Source organism: Pararhizobium sp. LjRoot255, from assembly GCF_964252905.1.
Classification (GTDB): domain Bacteria; phylum Pseudomonadota; class Alphaproteobacteria; order Rhizobiales; family Rhizobiaceae; genus Pararhizobium.
This window is the reverse complement of sequence record NZ_CAXUPQ020000001.1, coordinates 1-16,624: the sequence shown is the minus strand read 5'-3', so window position 1 is coordinate 16,624 and position 16,624 is coordinate 1. Positions and strand designations below refer to the sequence as shown.

The following is a 16,624-nucleotide window of genomic DNA, read 5'->3' as shown; positions in this document are numbered from 1 at the left end:
CAGAAATGCGACGCTCGCGCACTTGTGAAGCCCATTGCGATCAGGCACATGGCTGCGGAGAGGTCAAAAACATCGAGGATGTGCTGTTGAAGCCGCTATCTACCCGCAGTTCCGTCGAACCCTTTCATGCCATGGACGTGCTGGCCGAGGCAACGAAGCGCCGTGAAGCCGGATATCCGGTTATTTCCATGGCTGTCGGGCAACCGAGCCATCCGGCGCCGAAGGCTGCATTGGAAGCTGCGCGTGCGGCACTCATGCACGGGCGGTTGGGCTATACGGATGCGCTTGGAACCTCGTCGCTCCGGATGGCGATCGCCAGGCACTATCGTACGCGCTACGGCGTGGAGGTCGATCCGCAACGGGTCGCGGTGACGACGGGATCATCGGCGGGCTTCAATCTGGCGTTCCTGGCCCTGTTCGATCCCGGTGACTGCGTTGCAATCGCCCGGCCGGGCTATCCGGCCTACCGCAACATTCTGGCAGCACTCGGCGTGGCGGTTGTCGAAGTCGAGGCGGATGCCGAAAACGGGTTCACGCTGACACCGCAAAGTCTCGAGGCCACCGCGGCAAAAGCCGGAAAACCGCTGAACGGCGTTCTCCTGGCAAGTCCCGCCAATCCGACTGGCACTGTCACGGGCAGGGAGGGACTGAAGGCGCTGGCCGACTACTGCCACGACCGCGGCATCGCCTTCATCTCCGACGAGATCTACCACGGCCTGACCTTTGCGGGCGAGGAGACGACCGCTCTCAGCGTCACGGACGAGGCGGTGATCATCAATTCCTTCTCGAAATATTATTGCATGACCGGTTGGAGGATCGGCTGGATGGTGCTGCCGCCGATGCAAGTGCGTGCCTTCGAGCGCATCGCCCAGAGCCTCTATATTTCGCCGCCGGAACTGTCGCAGATCGCAGCCGAAGCAGCCCTTGGCGCCGAGGCCGAGCTTGACGTCTACAAGGCATCCTATGCCGCCAACCGCGAACTCCTGCTGAAACGCCTGCCCGAGATCGGTTTTTCCATCGCCTCGCCGATGGACGGCGCATTCTATGCCTATGCCGATGTCAGCCGGTTCACCAATGACAGCATGGATTTTGCCAAAAAGATGCTGGCAGAAATCAACGTTGCGGCAACGCCGGGGCTGGATTTCGACCCGCTCGAAGGGCACCGCGCGATGCGCTTTTCCTATGCTGGCGCGGAAGCCGAGATGGTCGAGGCGATGGACCGCATCGCTCGCTGGTTGGCGTAACATCGAACGATATCAGATGATTGCTGGATTTTTTCGATTCAGAAAGTGATGATGCTGAATCAAACTGTGAGGCGCTGAGCGGCTTTGCTTGCGCTCGGGCGCGAGGCCTGCGATGCGCGTCCAACGGACGCGCAATGGCTCGATATTCTCTAGGGAGGCAGCGGGCCTCAGCGGCAAATGCGGACTTTCCGGACGACCGGGTTGCCCCGGTCGTCAACCGAACGGACTTTCCGCACCACACAGATCGGCTCAAAGGCAGTGTCATAGCTCTTGTAATAGTAGTCATTAAAGCGTTGGCGGCTGTCGCTGTCGGCATGGAACGATGCTGCCAAGGAAACCGCCGGAACGGCGGCAAGGGCCGTGGCGATAACGAAGCGTCGCATGATTGCCTCCTCCAGTTGGCGTCGACGAGCTCATCTCGTCCCGGCGGCACAATCCTATATGACTGCTATTTTCGCTGTTCCTTATGAAACAGGTACGGGCACAAAAAAACCGGCCAATCGCCCGGCCGGTTTTTTCATTTTGAGTTCTTCAGATGTCGCTCAGAAGAAGCCGCGCTTCTGCCACCAGCCGCCCTTCTTGGGCTTCGGCGGTTCGTCGCCGTCTTGACTGGCCGAGGATGATTTTACCACCGGTTCGCTGGCGATCGAATCGATGTCGCGGTTGGCTCGAACCGGCCTGCTCTCCTCAAGGGAAGCCGCTGCCTTTTCGACGACGGATTCCTCAGCAACGGCGACGTCCTGCGGCTGTGCTTCGATCGCTGCCTGGGCCTCTGCATCTGTGGTCGGGACGGAAGCTTCCACAACGGGGGCCTCCTCAACAGCGGCGGCTACGGCTTTCTTGCTGCGGCCGCGCTTCGGCTTGGCGGGTTTTGCCTCTTCTTCGGCGGCGACAGGTGCCTCGGACGCCTCTTCTGTTGTTGCCGCAGCCGATGCAGTTGCCTCGGCTGCGATAGCCGGCGATGCGTCGAATTCAGTCTCCAATAGTTCATCGTTCGCCGTTTCGCCACTGACGGCAAGGTTTTCGCCCTCGGCTTCGTCCGGCCGGTTGCGTCGGCCGCCACGCTTGCCGCGGCGGCGGCGCTTGCGCTTCTGGCGTTCTTCCTCGCTCAGCCCTGCATCCTGGGCGTCATCGGCAGCTGCCTGAACGGCATCGTCGTCGCCTTCGTCCTCGTCGCCATCCTCATCCAACATGTCGTCGGCACGGGCACCGGCTTCTGCGGACGGCTGTTCACCGTTCGGGCCGGTACCGCGGCCGCCACGACGCCGGCGGCGGCGCTTGCGCTTGCGGTTGCCCTGGTCGTCGCCCTGTGCTGACGGCTCGCGCTCGGCGCGCTCAGCCTTGGCCTCGACTGCGACTTCTTCTTCGTCCTCGATATCCTCTTCGATGACGATATCATCGTCCTCCTCAGGCTCGGGTTCGAAGTGGATGATCTGGTCGATCTTGACCGGATTTTCGACGGCTTCGCCACGATCGATGGCAAAATGCTGCGCGCCGACATGGGCGTCCGCCTCGATGATGATCTGAACGCCGAAACGTTCTTCATAATCGACGATCGTGCCGCGCTTGTGGTTGAGCAGGTAGAGCGCGATATCCGGCGTGGAGCGCACGGTGATGTTGTGCGTGGTGTTCTTCAGCAGATATTCTTCCACGCCGCGCAGGACATGCAGGGCGACGGAAGACTGCGAACGCACATGGCCCGTGCCGTTGCAATGCGGGCAGATCTGCATCGTCGATTCGAGAACGGACGCGCGGATGCGCTGGCGCGACATTTCGAGCAGGCCGAAATGCGAGATGCGGCCGACCTGGATGCGGGCCCGGTCGTTCTTCAGATGATCCTTCAGACGCTTCTCGACAGCGCGGTTGTTGCGCTTTTCTTCCATGTCGATGAAGTCGACGACCACGAGACCGGCAAGGTCGCGCAGGCGCAGCTGGCGGGCGACTTCCTCGGCCGCTTCGAGGTTCGTCTGGAGTGCGGTATCCTCGATCGAATGTTCACGGGTCGAGCGGCCCGAGTTGACGTCGATCGCGACCAGCGCTTCGGTCTGGTTGATGATGATGTAGCCGCCGGACTTCAGCGTCACCTGCGGCACCAGCATGCGGTCGAGCTGGGCTTCGATGCCCGAGCGCGAGAAGATCGGGTGCACGTCGCGGTACGGCTGAACCACCTTGGCGTGGCTCGGCATCAGCATCTTCATGAAGCCCTTGGCTTCCTTGTAGCCTTCCTCGCCGGCAACGATGATCTCGCTGATATCCTTGTTGTAAAGGTCGCGGATCGAGCGCTTGATCAGGCTGCCTTCTTCATAGACGAGGCAGGGAGCGGTCGAGGACAGCGTCAGCGTGCGGACGTTTTCCCACAGGCGCATCAGATATTCGAAGTCGCGCTTGACCTCTACCTTGGTGCGGTTGGCACCGGCGGTGCGCAGGATGACGCCCATGCCCTGCGGCACGTCGAGTGCGCGCGCGATTTCCTTCAGGCGCTTGCGGTCCGGCAGGTTGGTGATCTTGCGCGAGATGCCGCCGCCCCGCGCCGTGTTCGGCATCAGCACCGAATAGCGGCCGGCGAGCGACAGGTAGGTGGTCAGTGCCGCGCCCTTGTTGCCGCGTTCTTCCTTGGCCACCTGTACCAGCAGGATCTGCCGGCGCTTGATGACTTCCTGGATGCGGTACTGCTTGCGTGGCTTGCGAACCTGACGATCCGGCACTTCTTCCATGGCGTCTTCGGCGCCGACGGATTCGATGACTTCCTTTTCCTCCTGATGACCATCGTCGTCATCATCGTCATCGGAATTGCGGCGGCGGCCGCGCGTCTCTTCTGAGATGCTGTCGGTATCGACCATGGCGGCCATCTCGCCGGTCGAACCTTCCTCGCCATCGGCGTCGGCGGTCTCCGCCACGGCTTCGACCGTCTCGGCTGCCGCCTTCTTGGTCCGGCGCGGGCGCTTTGCCTTGGCCTTCGGCTTTTCCGCGACTGCGGCTTCTTCCGGCTCGGCAACAGTTTCTTCCGTTGCAGCTACTGTTTCCTCATCGGAATCAGGGCCGAGATCCGTCCCGGTCTCGACATGCTCGATATCGTCATCCCGGCGCGCTTCCTCAGCTTCCGCCTTCAGCAGTGCCTGCCGGTCGGCGAGCGGGATCTGGTAGTAGTCGGGGTGGATTTCGGCGAAGGCCAGGAAGCCGTGGCGGTTGCCGCCGTAATCGACGAAGGCGGCCTGCAGCGACGGCTCTACGCGCGTGACTTTCGCGAGGTAGATGTTGCCGCGGATCTGTTTCTTGTGTTCGGATTCGAAGTCGAATTCTTCTATGCGGTTTCCGCGTACGACAACGACGCGCGTCTCTTCAGCGTGAGACGCATCGATAAGCATTTTCTCTGCCATGTAAGTGGTGCTCCTCGGCGCACCTGTGAAACAGCAGGAAAAACGCGCCCCGGAGGACACGTTCCATACAGTTCAGGTTTTTCGCCGGATGTGAATGTTCCTGCGTGGTCGGGGAGATGGTCCAACAGCCAGACGGCAGCCGGAACGGTTTCGTTCCGGGGCCTGTTTACTTCTGACCGATACTGCTGAGACAACGTCAATGACCAAACAAGAATGCCAATGTAGTAGGCCCTGGAGGCCCGATGAATGTGCCCGCTCACGGGCCTTCGGTGATCGTCACCATAAACGCACCGGCCACCGCCGGAATTTCACGATTCAGTATGCGAGGAGAAGGTGGAGCGACGGCGGATGAAGCGCGACTGCTTGTCCGAGACATGATCCACGTTGAACCGGGTCTTACCTGTTCCGATCATGCTCTGGCGCCGGGGCTTTAAAAACCCTTTGGCTGCCGGTAGTCGATTCTATCCCGTCAACACTTTCTCCCTGTGAAGCTTTTATGTTTTCTATGCCACAATGGCAAGGGAAAAGCCGGAACGGCCATAATATTGATTGATTCGCTTGTCGGGGTATGCACTGCCAGGATGCCGGTTCTGGCAGCTTTAAGGCTTGTTTTTCGGTGCGGCGACCGGTGGCCGCAGGTGTTTGCCGCGTTCGGCAATGTTTGGTTAACCATAAGGGGTCATGGATGATCGTAGTGGCAACCGGCGGTGTGCATCGCCAGATCCTGAATCAGGAGGCCGTGTCCGAATTGTCCGTGATGCGCCGGTCGCGCATCCTGCGGAGCGTTGGCGACAAGGAAAAGCGGGTTTGATCCTATCTGCGATGATGCGGCAAGGTTTGCTGGGGCTTTTCTTCCTGTGTTCGGTACCCGCCGCACAGGCCGCCGAAGCCCCGTTGCTCGCTTATGGCGCACGGATCGCGGGCGATGACGCCCGCACACGGGTTGTCATCGATTTCGACAAGAAGCCGGTTTTCTTCGTTCACTACGTTGCCAACCCGACGCGCGTCATTGTCGATTTGCCCGAAACCTCGTTCGGATTGAAACCGGAGGACCTTGCGGCGCGCGGCCTGTTCACGGAAATCCGTTACGGTGCCATGGGGGCCGGTAGCGCGCGCGTCGTGCTGACGGCAAACAAGCCAGTGGAGATCACAGTCGCGGATGTGATGGCCGACGAGGAGGGTAGGGGCTTCCGGCTGGTACTTGATGCGGAGCGTGTGACTGAGGAGCGCTTTTCGGGGCTCCTTGAGGAACAGAAATGGACGGGCACCGTGACGGCCATCAAGGCGGGCCGTGTCATCGACCCGCCGGCCGCAGGACAATTTGTGATCGCCATCGATGCCGGGCATGGCGGCATCGATACCGGCGCGATCGGCTCTGAAACCAAGATGGAAGAAAAGAGCGTGACGCTCGCCTTTGCGGGCGAACTGGTGGAGACGCTCAACAAGGAGACGGGTGTCAAGGCGTTCCTGACGCGGGAAAAGGACGAGTTCCTGTCCTTGCCGGAACGGGTGCAGATTGCCCGCCAGCACGGCGCCAATCTCTTCATTTCCGTGCATGCCGATACGCTCAAGCAGCGCGATATCCGCGGCGCGACCGTTTATACGATCTCCGACAAGGCGTCCGACCATCTGGCGGCCAACCTCGCCGAGCGTGAGAACCTGTCCGACGAGATTGCCGGAATTACATTGAAGAGCGAACCCGCCGAGGTTGCCGACATCCTTATCGATCTGACGCGCCGCGAGACGCAGGCGTTCTCGGTCAATCTGGCGCGCTCCGTGGTTTCGTCCTTCGAGGGGCAGATCAACCTCATCAACAATCCCCACCGCCATGCCGGCTTCCGGGTTCTGCAGGCGCCCGACGTCCCGTCGATCCTGCTGGAGCTCGGATTTCTGTCCAACAAGCAGGACGAGAAGTTGCTGGTCGATCCGGTTTGGCGCAAGAAAGTCGCGGATCTTTTGGCCGGTGCGGTGCGCAGCTATCGGGGCGGGTCGGTGGCAAATGGCGGTTAAAGATATCGTCGTGGCGAATGCGCTTTGAGCCGTTTTCCTGTTTTCCAAAGCAATAACATTTGATGTGATTTGTGTCGCTGAAGTAACAGCGATATCGTTTTCAAGGGGATGCGCGTGTTTAATACGCGAAAAGCCCTATTTTGCTCACAATCCGGTCGCTATCCGGAACCTGAATTATGCGATCGGTAATCGGGAAGAGGTGGCCGATCGTAGACGTAAAGGGCGGCTGCGGGACAACCGGCAGCGCCGTTCTTTGCGGTTTAATTCGTTCGGCGTGATTGCATTCGGACAAGGTGCGGGGTAGGCCCACCATGCTCGCGTGCTCCGCACAGAGAAACGACAACAGGGTACCGGTATCTGGCTGATGATCAGACTGATTGGATATTTCTTTGGCATTGGCGCATTTCTGGTGCTCGGCGTGGCCGCAGCTGCCGCCATCTATCTTGGCCACGTGACCAAGGACTTGCCTGATTATGAGGTTCTCAACAGCTACGCGCCGCCGGTAACGACGCGCGTTCACGCCGGCAATGGCGCCTTGATGGCCGAATATGCTCGCGAACGCCGCCTTTATTTGCCGATCCAGGCCATTCCAGACCGCGTCAAGGCCGCCTTCATCTCGGCCGAAGACAAGAATTTCTATCAGCATCCGGGCGTCGACATCACCGGTCTTGCCCGCGCCATCACGGTCAACCTGCAGAACTTCGGTTCCGGTCGTCGCCCAGTTGGCGCGTCCACGATCACCCAGCAGGTCGCCAAGAACTTCCTGCTTTCGGCCGACCAGACGATCGACCGCAAGGTCAAGGAAGCGATCCTGTCCTTCCGCATCGAGCAGGCCTACAGCAAGGACCGCATTCTCGAACTTTACCTCAACGAGATTTTCTTCGGCCTGAATTCCTACGGCATCGCCGGCGCAGCACTCACCTATTTCGACAAGTCGGTGACCGAACTGACCGTTGCCGAGACGGCCTATCTGGCGGCACTGCCGAAGGGCCCTTCCAACTATCATCCGTTCCGCCGCGAAAAGGCAGCGCTCGAACGCCGCGACTGGGTCATCGACCGCATGGTCGAGAACGGCTACGTCACCAAGGCCGATGGCGAGGAAGCGAAGAAACAGCCGCTTGGCGTCAGCGTCCGGCGCGGCGGCTCGCACCTGTTCGCCTCGGAATACTTTGCCGAGGAAGTCCGGCGCCAGATCATCCAACGCTACGGCGACAATGCGCTCTACGAAGGCGGCCTGTCCGTTCGCACCTCGCTTGATCCCAGGCTGCAGGTCGAGGCGCGCAAGGCGCTGCAGAATGCGCTGGTCTCCTATGACGAGCGGCGCGGTTTCCATGGCGCACTGAAGACGATCGAGATCGGCGGCGACTGGGGCGAGCCGCTCGGCAAGCTAGATGCGCTTTCCGATGTGCCGGAGTGGAAGCTTGCGGTCGTGCTCGCCGTCGACGAAAACGGTGCCGAAATCGGTATTCAGCCGGAAAAGGATGGCGGCGGCAAAGTCGGCGCCGACCGCCTGACCGGGCACATTACGGCAAAGAACATGCAGTGGGCCTATCGCTCGTCGACGGGGGATCGCAAGTCGGCTAAATCGCCGGAAGGCGTCGTCGGCCCGGGCGATGTCGTCTATGTCGAGGCGACGGACGTGGACGGCGAGTTTCGCCTGCGTCAGCCGCCGAAAGTGCAGGGCGGCCTTGTTGCCATGGACCCGCAGACCGGCCGCGTTCTGGCCATGGCCGGGGGCTTTTCCTACGGGCAGTCGGAATTCAACCGCGCGACGCAGGCGATGCGCCAGCCCGGCTCGTCCTTCAAGCCCTTCGTCTACGCGGCGGCGCTCGACCAGGGATATACGCCGGCATCCGTCATTCTCGATGCCCCGTTTGAACTCGTGACCGGCGGTCAGGTCTGGCGGCCCGAAAACTACGGTGGCGGTTCGGCCGGCCCATCGACGTTGCGTCTCGGCATCGAGAAATCGCGCAACCTGATGACTGTTCGCCTTGCAAACGACATGGGCATGAACGTGGTTGCCGAATATGCCGAACGCTTCGGCATTTACGACAAGATGATGCCGGTACTGGCCATGTCGCTCGGTTCGGGCGAAACGACGGTGCTGCGGATGGTTTCGGCCTATGCGGTGCTTGCCAATGGCGGCAAGCAGATCAAGCCGTCGATGATCGACCGCATTCAGGACCGCTACGGCAAGACGATCTTCCGCCACGAGGAGCGCACTTGCGACAATTGCAATGCTGCTGATTGGGAAGACCAGGAAGAACCGGTTCTCACGGACAATCGTGAACAGGTTCTCGATCCGATGACCGCCTATCAGATCACCTCGATGATGGAAGGCGTGATCACCCGCGGCACCGCTGCCGGCAAGATCAAGCTCGATCGCCCGGTGGCCGGCAAGACCGGCACGACCAATGACGAAAAGGATGCCTGGTTCGTCGGCTACACGCCGGACATGGTCGCCGGCCTCTATCTCGGCTTCGACAATCCGGCGCCGCTCGGACGCGGCGCGACGGGCGGCGGTCTTGCTGCCCCGGTATTTAACGATTTCATGCAGATAGCGATGCAGGGCACGCGCCCGGTCAAGTTCGTGCCGCCGGAGGGAATGAGCCTTATTCCCGTCAACCGCAAGACCGGCATGGCGGCGGCCGAGGGCGACCCGGACACCATCATCGAAGCCTTCAAGCCCGGGACTGGCCCGGCCGAGAGCTTCTCGGTGATCGATGGCGGCGCCGAGTATATTCCGCCGGAGGAAATCCTGAAGGCTTCGCCGCAGGCAAACGACGCCATCAACCGTGGCTCGAGCGGACTGTTTTGACTCCGCCTGACCCTAGCTAATCTTCCCTTACCGACGCCCGCCGTCTTTACAGGAACGGCGGGTGCCGTTATTCACGGCGCACATTTCATTCGAGTGCAAGAAGCAGGACAATGCGGACCGAAATCGAGAATATCGTCGACGAAATCAAGCAGGCCATAAGCCTGCTGAGGAGGCATCTTTGACTGGGACCAGGCGGTAAGACGGCTGGACTGGTTGAACAACAAGGCTGAGGATCCAAACCTCTGGAACGATGCGAGCGAAGCGCAGAAACTGATGCGCGAGCGCCAGCAGCTCGATGACGGCATCAACAGCGTTCGCTCTTTCGAACGGCAGATGCAGGATGCCATCGACCTCATCGAACTGGGCGAGGAAGAAGGCGATGCCGACATCGTCAAGGATGCGGAAGAGGCGTTAAAGGTGCTTCGGGCCGAAGCGGCGCGGCGCCAGGTCGAAGCGATGCTATCGGGCGAGGCGGATAGCAACGACACCTATCTTGAGGTGCATTCCGGCGCCGGCGGCACCGAAAGCCAGGACTGGGCAAACATGCTTCTGCGCATGTATACCCGCTGGGCCGAACGGCAGGGCTTCAAGGTCGAGTTGATGGAAATCCATGACGGCGAAGAAGCTGGGATCAAATCGGCGACCCTGCTGGTCAAGGGCCACAATGCCTATGGCTGGCTGAAGACCGAATCGGGCGTGCATCGGCTGGTTCGGATCTCGCCCTATGACAGCAACGCCCGGCGTCATACCTCGTTCTCGTCCATCTGGGTCTACCCGGTGGTCGACGATTCGATCCAGATCGACATCAACGAGAGCGATTGCCGCATCGACACCTATCGCTCGTCCGGCGCCGGCGGCCAGCACGTCAATACGACCGATTCGGCCGTGCGCATCACGCACATGCCCTCCGGCATCGTCGTGCAGTGCCAGCAAGAGCGCTCGCAGCACAAGAACAAGGCCAAGGCTTGGGACATGCTGCGCGCCCGTCTCTACGAATCGGAGCTGAAGAAGCGCGAAGACGCGGCCAACGCCGAAGCCGCGTCGAAGACCGATATCGGCTGGGGCCACCAGATCCGCTCCTACGTGCTGCAGCCCTACCAGCTGGTCAAGGACCTGCGTACCGGGGTAGCAAGCACGGCGCCAGACGACGTGCTTGACGGAGATCTCAACGAGTTCATGGAAGCGGCTCTGGCCCACAGGGTCAGTGGCGGCGCTGATGCCCTGGTCGACGATCTCGCCTAAGACTACACGTGGGTGACAAACAAAAAAAGCCGGGCGCCTCGATCGCCCGGTTTTTGCTTCTGAGGATGCATCTTGGTCAGTTGGTTTCGCGCTCGACCTTGATGTCGCCGATGTCGTCGATCAGCACGGTCCAGGTTTCCGGTTCCGTCGCGCCAGGATCGGTCTTCAGATAGACGGTGGCAAACAATCCGGGCTGGCGGGAAACGCCATCCGATGTTTCCGGCCGGATGTCGGTCACGTAGACTTTCATCGCCGAAAACTCTTCGAGTTCCGCGGACGAAACCACCTTCGGCCCTGCGGCGCCAAGTGCGATCTGCTGCAGGAAGACGTGAGTATTTCCCTCGGGCTGACGCACGGCGACAAGCTTGTAATATCCGCGCTGTGCTGCCGCGGGCGACGAACTCGCTGCCGGCGCGTTTTCCGTCTTGGCGGCGTTCGGGTCAAGCACGGCCAGCGGATCGCCACTTTCTTCCCAATATCCGGTACTCGTGACGAAAATGACATTGTCGGGCATGAGAACAGGGTCGTCGGTATGGGCGGAAGATCCGACGGCGAGGAGCAAGGCAAGACAACAGGCGGAAAGCGTGGCTGCCCTGAAATTTCGAAACTGGAGCATCGTCGTCGCCTTTGGTGCACGCGTGTGACAGCAGGATTGCTCGGGTGCTGTTGTCCCCCGCAGGCCCGAAGGCACGTTGAATTCTTGCACAACCTTCGGCGGGAATCGATTCCAACTCAAAAGATTGCGGGTACGGACGCCGCGCTAGTTCGAGAATTGCTCGGCAAGAATGCGGTCAGACCAGGAATAGTCAGGGTCCGAGAGAATATGCGCCGTCATCTTCTCGGATTCGGCGATCCGGACCTGGACGACCGACTTGACCTCGACGTGATCGGCCACTGCGTTGACCGGGCGTTTGTCCGGTTCGAGAATGGCGATGTCGACGGTCACCTTGTTGGGCAGTAGTGCACCACGCCAGCGCCGGGGCCGGAAGGGGCTGACGGGCGTCAGCGCCAAAAGCGGCGCTTCGAGCGGCAGGATGGGCCCGTGGGCGGAGAGGTTGTAGGCGGTGGAGCCTGCCGGCGTGGACAGCAGGACGCCGTCGCAGATCAACTCCTCCAGCCTGACACGGCCATCGACGACGACCCGCAGTTTCGCGGCCTGATAGGACTGGCGAAAAAGATAGACCTCGTTGATGGCGAGCGCCCGGAAGCGCTTGCCATCGGTATCGGTGGTCTGCATTTCCAGCGGCCGGAACGTGTTCTCGACAGCCTCCGCGAGGCGCTCGTGCAGGTTCTCGGTACTGTAACGGTTCATCAGAAAGCCGATCGAGCCTCGGTTCATGCCGTAGACCAGCTTGCCGGAATTCATCGTCTTGTGCAGCGTGTGCAGCATGAAGCCATCGCCGCCGAGCGCCACGATCACGTCTGCTTCGTCGGGATCATGCTGGCCGTAAAGAGCGATCAATTCCTCTGCAGCCCTCTGCGCTTCGATGGTGCCGGAGGCTGCGAAAGCGATGGTTTTGAACGTGCGAGCCATGAAATGCCTGTATGCTTTTAAGAAATGGGCGCCGGCGAACTGAGAGAGCCCTCGAAGAAGTCCTGCGCGTCCGTTCTTCAACTGGCGGCAGGTATCACCGCTGCCGATACCATCGGTATCATGCATAAAAGATCAAGGCGGGAAAGGAAAAGAATGGTGCCCCCACCAGGACTCGAACCCGGGACCCCCTGATTACAAATCAGGTGCTCTACCAACTGAGCTATAAGGGCAGCATGTGGGCAGGGAGTTAGCATATTCTGATCGCGTGTAAAGCGAAAACGCACTTGGCAGTCCGGTTTTCCGGCTGCGATGCGCACAGTCGCAACCCATGGCCTCGTCTTCCGGCACCCATACTATTCCGCTGCCTCCAGCATCGCCGGGGCCGGATCGATTTCCTTGCAACGAGACATGGCGCCGGGCAGATTTTCGACGAGGAAGTCGATGAGCGCCCGGACGCCGGGCAGGATGCCGTGGCGCGAGGTGAAAACCAGGTGAACGATGGCGTCGTTGGAAGACCATTCCGGCAGCACGGGCAAGAGTACGCCGGTGCGGAAGGCGCGCGCGCAAAGATGATCCGGCAGAAGCGCAATCCCGACGCCTTCGATTGCCGCACGCTCGAGAATGCCGAAATCGCTGCAGCCGATGATCGGCTGGTGGACGATATCGCGCTTCGTTCCGTCGGTGTGATTGAGCTGCCACGCGTCGGAGCCGTGCTGTTCGTTCATCGAAAGCGTCGGCATCCTGCCGAGTGTGTCGATCGTCACGCTGCCGATCCTGGCCATTAGTGCCGGACTTGCCGCGAGGAACTGGCGCGCCTGTCCAAGCTTGCGTACGATCAGGTGATTGTCGGTATCGAGATTGTCGCGAGCCCGTAGTGCAATGTCGATGCGCTCTTCGACCAGGTCGATCCGCCGGTTGGTGGTGGTGATCAGCAACCTGACGCCGGGATAGCGCCGGTGGAAGGCGGGCAGGATATGGCCGACCATCGGCGTGAAGCCGATCGGGCAGGCGAGGCGGACGATGCCGGACGGCTCGCTCTTGGCCGCCGCGACCACCGCTTCCGCCGCCTCGACGCCGGAGAGGATCGTCTCGCAGCGCTCGTAGAAGGCCTGGCCGATCTCGGTCACCCGCAGCTTGCGCGTCGAGCGTTCGAGGAGGCGAACGTCAAGCTGCTGCTCTAGCCGCGCCACATGCTTGCTGAGCTTGGATTTCGGGATGTTGAGTACCCGCGCCGCGGCGGAAAAGCCCTTGTGCTTCACCACGGCAGCAAACAGGGCGAGGTCGTTCAGGTCCTGCATGTCACACCTTCCGTTCCGTCCAAAGTCGAGACTGGCCAATGTCGAGACTGGTATTGTCTCTATCAGGAAACAGTCTGTCAAAGAAGGGCGGACTTCTCGGCTCATTGTTTTAAATTCATATGTAATGCACCCAAACGCCACTCAAGACACGAAGGTGCCAACATGAACATTCTCCACATCGACTCCGGTATCCTCGGAGATCATTCCGTATCCCGTCGCCTGACAGCGTCGATCGTTGCACGCATCAAGGCAGAGCGCCCGGGCGACACGGTCACCTACCGCGATCTCGCCGCCGCTCCTCTGGCGCATCTCAACGGTTCGCACCTGATGGCGGCCTCGGCCAACCCCGAGGGGCTCGATGCCACCCTCGTTTCCGAGCTTGACGCCGGCCGCGCCTCGCTCAACGAATTTCTCGCTGCCGACGTCATCGTCATCGGCGCACCGATGTACAATTTCGCCATCCCGAGCCAGTTGAAGACCTGGATCGACCGCATCCTCGTTGCCGGAACCACCTTCCGCTACACCGAATCCGGTGTTGAAGGTCTGGCAAAGGGCAAGAAGGTGATTGTTGCCTCGACCCGTGGCGGCCATTATTCGGGTGCTTCTCCGATGAGCGCAATGGACCATCAGGAGACCTACCTGAGCACGGTGTTCGGCTTCATCGGCATCACCGATGTCGAATTCGTTCGTGCCGAAGGCCTCTCCATCAGCCCGGATTCGAAGGAAGCAGCAATCACCGAGGCTGAAAAGGCGATCGCCGATCGCGGTCATTTCGATATCGCCGCCTGATCACGCGCGGGATCGCAGAACCTTGAAAGCCGGGCACGCCAAGTGTCCGGCTTTTCTATGTGGCGATAGCCAGGATAAACGGTTTTCCCTTCATGGGCTCGCGCACGGAAGCGCGCTACCATCTGCCTTTCGAGGCCGACTGGACAAGCAACGTCCAAGGCGGTAGACGCCGATCACAAGCTTTACAGCATCATGAATTGGAATCGAAAATGGACGTCAGGGACAGCAACGGCACGATCCTCGTCGAGGGCGACAACGTTACGCTCATTAAGGATCTGAAGGTTAAGGGCACCTCGGAGACGCTCAAGCGGGGCACGATGATCAAGGGTATCCACCTCACCGATGATCCGCAGGAAGTCGAGTGCCGCCACGCCAAGATCAAGGGCCTGGTACTGCGCACCGAGTTCCTGAAGAAGGCTTGATCGACGCAGGGCGCCGCCTGCTTTGCTTGGAGGGCGAGCGTTTTTGTATTAAGCTCTAGCTATGAAAAGCGCTCCGGCTCTCTTGTTGGTCATGCTCGTTTCGGCCTTTGCCGGGATACTTCCCGCTCTGTCGCATGCGTCGCCGCCGAACATACGCTGCACTTGCCGCGATCGCGATGGTTCGAAACTCGAGCTTGGCCAGACCACCTGCATTCGCATCGGCGATTTCACCTATCTGGCACGCTGCGAAATGGCACTCAATGTCACCACATGGCGCAAGCTGCGGGACGGCTGCCCCGAAGCCAGACTGTCGGTCGGCAAGCTGAACCTCACCCAATAACGCCGGTCACGCCTTGTTGGCCAGGTAACTGCTCGCGGCATACATGGCGATTGCCGCGGCGTTGGAGACATTGAGCGACTTGATGGCGCCGGGCATATCGAGCCGGGCGAGCGCATTGACGGTCTGGCGCGTCTTCTGCCGCAATCCCTTGCCTTCGGCGCCGAGCACGAGCGCGATCTTGTCGCCGGACAGTGCCTGCTCGAGGGGGGCAGGGCCTTCCGAATCAAGACCGACCGAAACGAAGCCGAGCCTGTGCAGTTCTTCCAGCGCATCGGCCAGATTGGTGATCTGGATATAGGGGATCATTTCCAGCGCGCCGGAAGCGGACTTGGCCATGACGCCAGATTCCGTCGGGCTGTGGCGCATGGTGGTGATCAGCGCTCCGGCATCGAAGGCGACGGCCGAGCGCATGATGGCGCCGACATTGTGCGGGTCGGTGACCTGGTCGAGCACGAGGATCAGCGGGCTGTCCGTCAGTGCCGAAAGGCGGCGAACGGGCAGGGGCTGTGTTTCCAGCATGGCGCCCTGATGGATGGCGTCTGGCCCGAGTAACTTGTCGAGATCCTGCGGCGTGACGATTTCCACCGGAAAGCCGAGCGATTCGACCGGACCGGTTTCGAGCCGCACAAGCGCGTTCTGCGTCACCGACAGCTTGGTGATCTGGCGTTCAGGATTATCGAGCGCGGCACGAACGGTGTGGATGCCGTAGAGCAGGACCTGGTCGGGCGCCAGCTGAGGTGCCTTCCAGTCGGCATTTGATGTTTTCTTGCGGCGGTCCTGGACGGGCGTCGGAATTTCGCCGCGCTCGCGCCGGGCGTCGCGATGGGCGCGGCGGAGAGTGGCATAATGGGTGTCTTTGGCGCTCTTGTCGCCCGGAATATCTTTGCTCATGCCCGCCTTATACTGGTGATCGAGGGCACGGGGAACCGTTTTTCGCGAAATCGACGGCTCGCAATCTTTATGGCGAATTTCGCAACTTTTTCTGACCGATCGTGTTGACAGGATGAAACGGGGCGGTCATATACCCGGCGCAGATCGAAGGGGTGCCTTGCTCCGGCAGAGCGCTTCGATCTGAAATGCCTGGTCGCTTGATCCCGACAGAATATGGAGGGATGCCCGAGTGGTTAAAGGGGACGGACTGTAAATCCGTTGGCTCAGCCTACGTTGGTTCAAATCCAACTCCCTCCACCATTCTGTCAGACGGATCATGACCCGCGGGTATAGCTCAATGGTAGAGCAGCAGCCTTCCAAGCTGAATACGCGGGTTCGATTCCCGCTACCCGCTCCAGCAAATGGTCAAGCAATCCCGTCGCCTGAAGTGTTTCGCTAGCAATCGCGCATAAGTCGTTGATTTGCGCCAACTTGCGCCTTTGTCGTCGGCGGCGTTGGAATCGCGCTCGGCAATCCCCACATAGACATTATCAAGAGGCCAAGGTCTTGGACGGGCGCAAAATAATTAAGTCTTGCGCAATTCTTCCGAAACCCTTAAACGCCTCCCCAAACCGGCGCCGCCGGACGATCCATTCTCATTGATCACAGGAAACGTACCC

The 16,624-nt window shown here is 60.5% G+C and carries 14 protein-coding genes and 3 tRNA genes; 10 read left to right on the top strand and 7 right to left on the bottom strand.

Annotated elements, in window-relative coordinates; genetic code table 11:
• Positions 1–131 precede the first annotated feature (131 nt).
• Positions 132–1,244: a pyridoxal phosphate-dependent aminotransferase gene (locus tag ACSQ2W_RS00085; protein WP_436087627.1), complete on the top strand. Its 1,113-nt coding sequence runs from the start codon at positions 132–134 to the stop codon at positions 1,242–1,244.
• Positions 1,245–1,411: 167 nt separating this feature from the next.
• Here ACSQ2W_RS00085 and ACSQ2W_RS00080 read toward each other — a convergent pair whose 3' ends face one another.
• Both ACSQ2W_RS00080 and ACSQ2W_RS00075 read right to left on the bottom strand, forming a co-directional pair.
• Entirely contained in the window at positions 1,412–1,627 is a 216-nt protein-coding gene (locus ACSQ2W_RS00080; RefSeq protein WP_436084411.1) for a hypothetical protein, read from the bottom strand.
• A gap of 159 nt (positions 1,628–1,786) precedes the next feature.
• On the bottom strand, positions 1,787–4,621 hold the full coding sequence (locus ACSQ2W_RS00075) for an Rne/Rng family ribonuclease (protein ID WP_436084410.1): 2,835 nt from the start codon (positions 4,619–4,621) through the stop codon (positions 1,787–1,789).
• Between the two features lie 685 nt (positions 4,622–5,306).
• On the opposite strand from ACSQ2W_RS00075, the gene ACSQ2W_RS00070 reads away from it, so the two are divergent.
• From ACSQ2W_RS00070 to prfB, 4 genes are all read left to right on the top strand, one after another.
• Positions 5,307–5,432, top strand: a complete 126-nt coding sequence (locus tag ACSQ2W_RS00070) for a hypothetical protein (RefSeq protein WP_436084409.1) — start codon at positions 5,307–5,309, stop codon at positions 5,430–5,432.
• 14 nt (positions 5,433–5,446) lie between these two features.
• Positions 5,447–6,631, top strand: coding sequence for an N-acetylmuramoyl-L-alanine amidase (locus tag ACSQ2W_RS00065; protein WP_436087626.1), 1,185 nt, complete (start codon positions 5,447–5,449; stop codon positions 6,629–6,631).
• 364 nt (positions 6,632–6,995) lie between these two features.
• A complete protein-coding gene (locus ACSQ2W_RS00060; protein ID WP_436084408.1) occupies positions 6,996–9,449 on the top strand; it encodes a penicillin-binding protein 1A in 2,454 nt (817 codons plus the stop codon).
• A gap of 110 nt (positions 9,450–9,559) precedes the next feature.
• A protein-coding gene (prfB, locus tag ACSQ2W_RS00055; RefSeq protein ID WP_436084407.1) for a peptide chain release factor 2 occupies positions 9,560–10,691 on the top strand; the annotation gives its coding sequence in 2 pieces (ribosomal slippage) (positions 9,560–9,628 and positions 9,630–10,691; 1,131 coding nt in all).
• 76 nt (positions 10,692–10,767) lie between these two features.
• Here prfB and ACSQ2W_RS00050 read toward each other — a convergent pair.
• The 4 genes from ACSQ2W_RS00050 to ACSQ2W_RS00035 all read right to left on the bottom strand — a co-directional run bounded on the left by ACSQ2W_RS00050 (position 10,768) and on the right by ACSQ2W_RS00035 (position 13,523).
• The gene (locus ACSQ2W_RS00050) at positions 10,768–11,307 is read right to left on the bottom strand and encodes a hypothetical protein (RefSeq protein ID WP_436084406.1); all 540 of its coding nucleotides are present in this window, start codon (positions 11,305–11,307) and stop codon (positions 10,768–10,770) included.
• Between the two features lie 144 nt (positions 11,308–11,451).
• A complete protein-coding gene (locus tag ACSQ2W_RS00045) occupies positions 11,452–12,225 on the bottom strand; it encodes an NAD kinase (protein WP_436084405.1) in 774 nt (257 codons plus the stop codon).
• 154 nt (positions 12,226–12,379) lie between these two features.
• A tRNA-Thr gene (locus ACSQ2W_RS00040) sits at positions 12,380–12,455 on the bottom strand.
• Between the two features lie 123 nt (positions 12,456–12,578).
• Positions 12,579–13,523, bottom strand: a complete 945-nt coding sequence (locus ACSQ2W_RS00035) for a LysR family transcriptional regulator (protein ID WP_436084404.1) — start codon at positions 13,521–13,523, stop codon at positions 12,579–12,581.
• 162 nt (positions 13,524–13,685) lie between these two features.
• Here ACSQ2W_RS00035 and ACSQ2W_RS00030 point away from each other — a divergent pair, with 162 nt between their 5' ends.
• From ACSQ2W_RS00030 to ACSQ2W_RS00020, 3 genes are all read left to right on the top strand, one after another.
• On the top strand, positions 13,686–14,312 hold the full coding sequence (locus ACSQ2W_RS00030) for an FMN-dependent NADH-azoreductase (protein WP_436084403.1): 627 nt from the start codon (positions 13,686–13,688) through the stop codon (positions 14,310–14,312).
• A gap of 209 nt (positions 14,313–14,521) precedes the next feature.
• Complete coding sequence (locus ACSQ2W_RS00025; protein ID WP_436081675.1) at positions 14,522–14,734, top strand: alkylphosphonate utilization protein; 213 nt, start codon at positions 14,522–14,524, stop codon at positions 14,732–14,734.
• A 61-nt stretch (positions 14,735–14,795) separates the two neighbouring features.
• A complete protein-coding gene (locus ACSQ2W_RS00020; RefSeq protein ID WP_436084402.1) occupies positions 14,796–15,074 on the top strand; it encodes a hypothetical protein in 279 nt (92 codons plus the stop codon).
• 6 nt (positions 15,075–15,080) lie between these two features.
• Here the strand turns inward: ACSQ2W_RS00020 and ACSQ2W_RS00015 are convergent, their stop codons facing one another.
• Entirely contained in the window at positions 15,081–15,965 is an 885-nt protein-coding gene (locus ACSQ2W_RS00015) for a TrmH family RNA methyltransferase (RefSeq protein WP_436084401.1), read from the bottom strand.
• Positions 15,966–16,180: 215 nt separating this feature from the next.
• Between ACSQ2W_RS00015 and ACSQ2W_RS00010 the strand changes: the two genes are divergently transcribed.
• Positions 16,181–16,265, top strand: a tRNA-Tyr gene (locus ACSQ2W_RS00010).
• A gap of 23 nt (positions 16,266–16,288) precedes the next feature.
• A tRNA-Gly gene (locus tag ACSQ2W_RS00005) sits at positions 16,289–16,362 on the top strand.
• Positions 16,363–16,624: the final 262 nt, after the last annotated feature.

Excerpts from the sequence above, each read along its gene's own strand:
- ACSQ2W_RS00085 (WP_436087627.1), top strand. The coding sequence starts at position 132 with ATGGACGTGCTGGCCGAGGCAACGAAGCGCCGTGAAGCCGGATATCCG.
- ACSQ2W_RS00080 (WP_436084411.1), bottom strand. The coding sequence starts at position 1,627 with ATGCGACGCTTCGTTATCGCCACGGCCCTTGCCGCCGTTCCGGCGGTT.
- ACSQ2W_RS00075 (WP_436084410.1), bottom strand. The coding sequence starts at position 4,621 with ATGGCAGAGAAAATGCTTATCGATGCGTCTCACGCTGAAGAGACGCGC.
- ACSQ2W_RS00070 (WP_436084409.1), top strand. The coding sequence starts at position 5,307 with ATGATCGTAGTGGCAACCGGCGGTGTGCATCGCCAGATCCTGAATCAG.
- ACSQ2W_RS00065 (WP_436087626.1), top strand. The coding sequence starts at position 5,447 with ATGCGGCAAGGTTTGCTGGGGCTTTTCTTCCTGTGTTCGGTACCCGCC.
- ACSQ2W_RS00060 (WP_436084408.1), top strand. The coding sequence starts at position 6,996 with ATGATCAGACTGATTGGATATTTCTTTGGCATTGGCGCATTTCTGGTG.
- ACSQ2W_RS00050 (WP_436084406.1), bottom strand. The coding sequence starts at position 11,307 with ATGCTCCAGTTTCGAAATTTCAGGGCAGCCACGCTTTCCGCCTGTTGT.
- ACSQ2W_RS00045 (WP_436084405.1), bottom strand. The coding sequence starts at position 12,225 with ATGGCTCGCACGTTCAAAACCATCGCTTTCGCAGCCTCCGGCACCATC.
- ACSQ2W_RS00035 (WP_436084404.1), bottom strand. The coding sequence starts at position 13,523 with ATGCAGGACCTGAACGACCTCGCCCTGTTTGCTGCCGTGGTGAAGCAC.
- ACSQ2W_RS00030 (WP_436084403.1), top strand. The coding sequence starts at position 13,686 with ATGAACATTCTCCACATCGACTCCGGTATCCTCGGAGATCATTCCGTA.
- ACSQ2W_RS00025 (WP_436081675.1), top strand. The coding sequence starts at position 14,522 with ATGGACGTCAGGGACAGCAACGGCACGATCCTCGTCGAGGGCGACAAC.
- ACSQ2W_RS00020 (WP_436084402.1), top strand. The coding sequence starts at position 14,796 with ATGAAAAGCGCTCCGGCTCTCTTGTTGGTCATGCTCGTTTCGGCCTTT.
- ACSQ2W_RS00015 (WP_436084401.1), bottom strand. The coding sequence starts at position 15,965 with ATGAGCAAAGATATTCCGGGCGACAAGAGCGCCAAAGACACCCATTAT.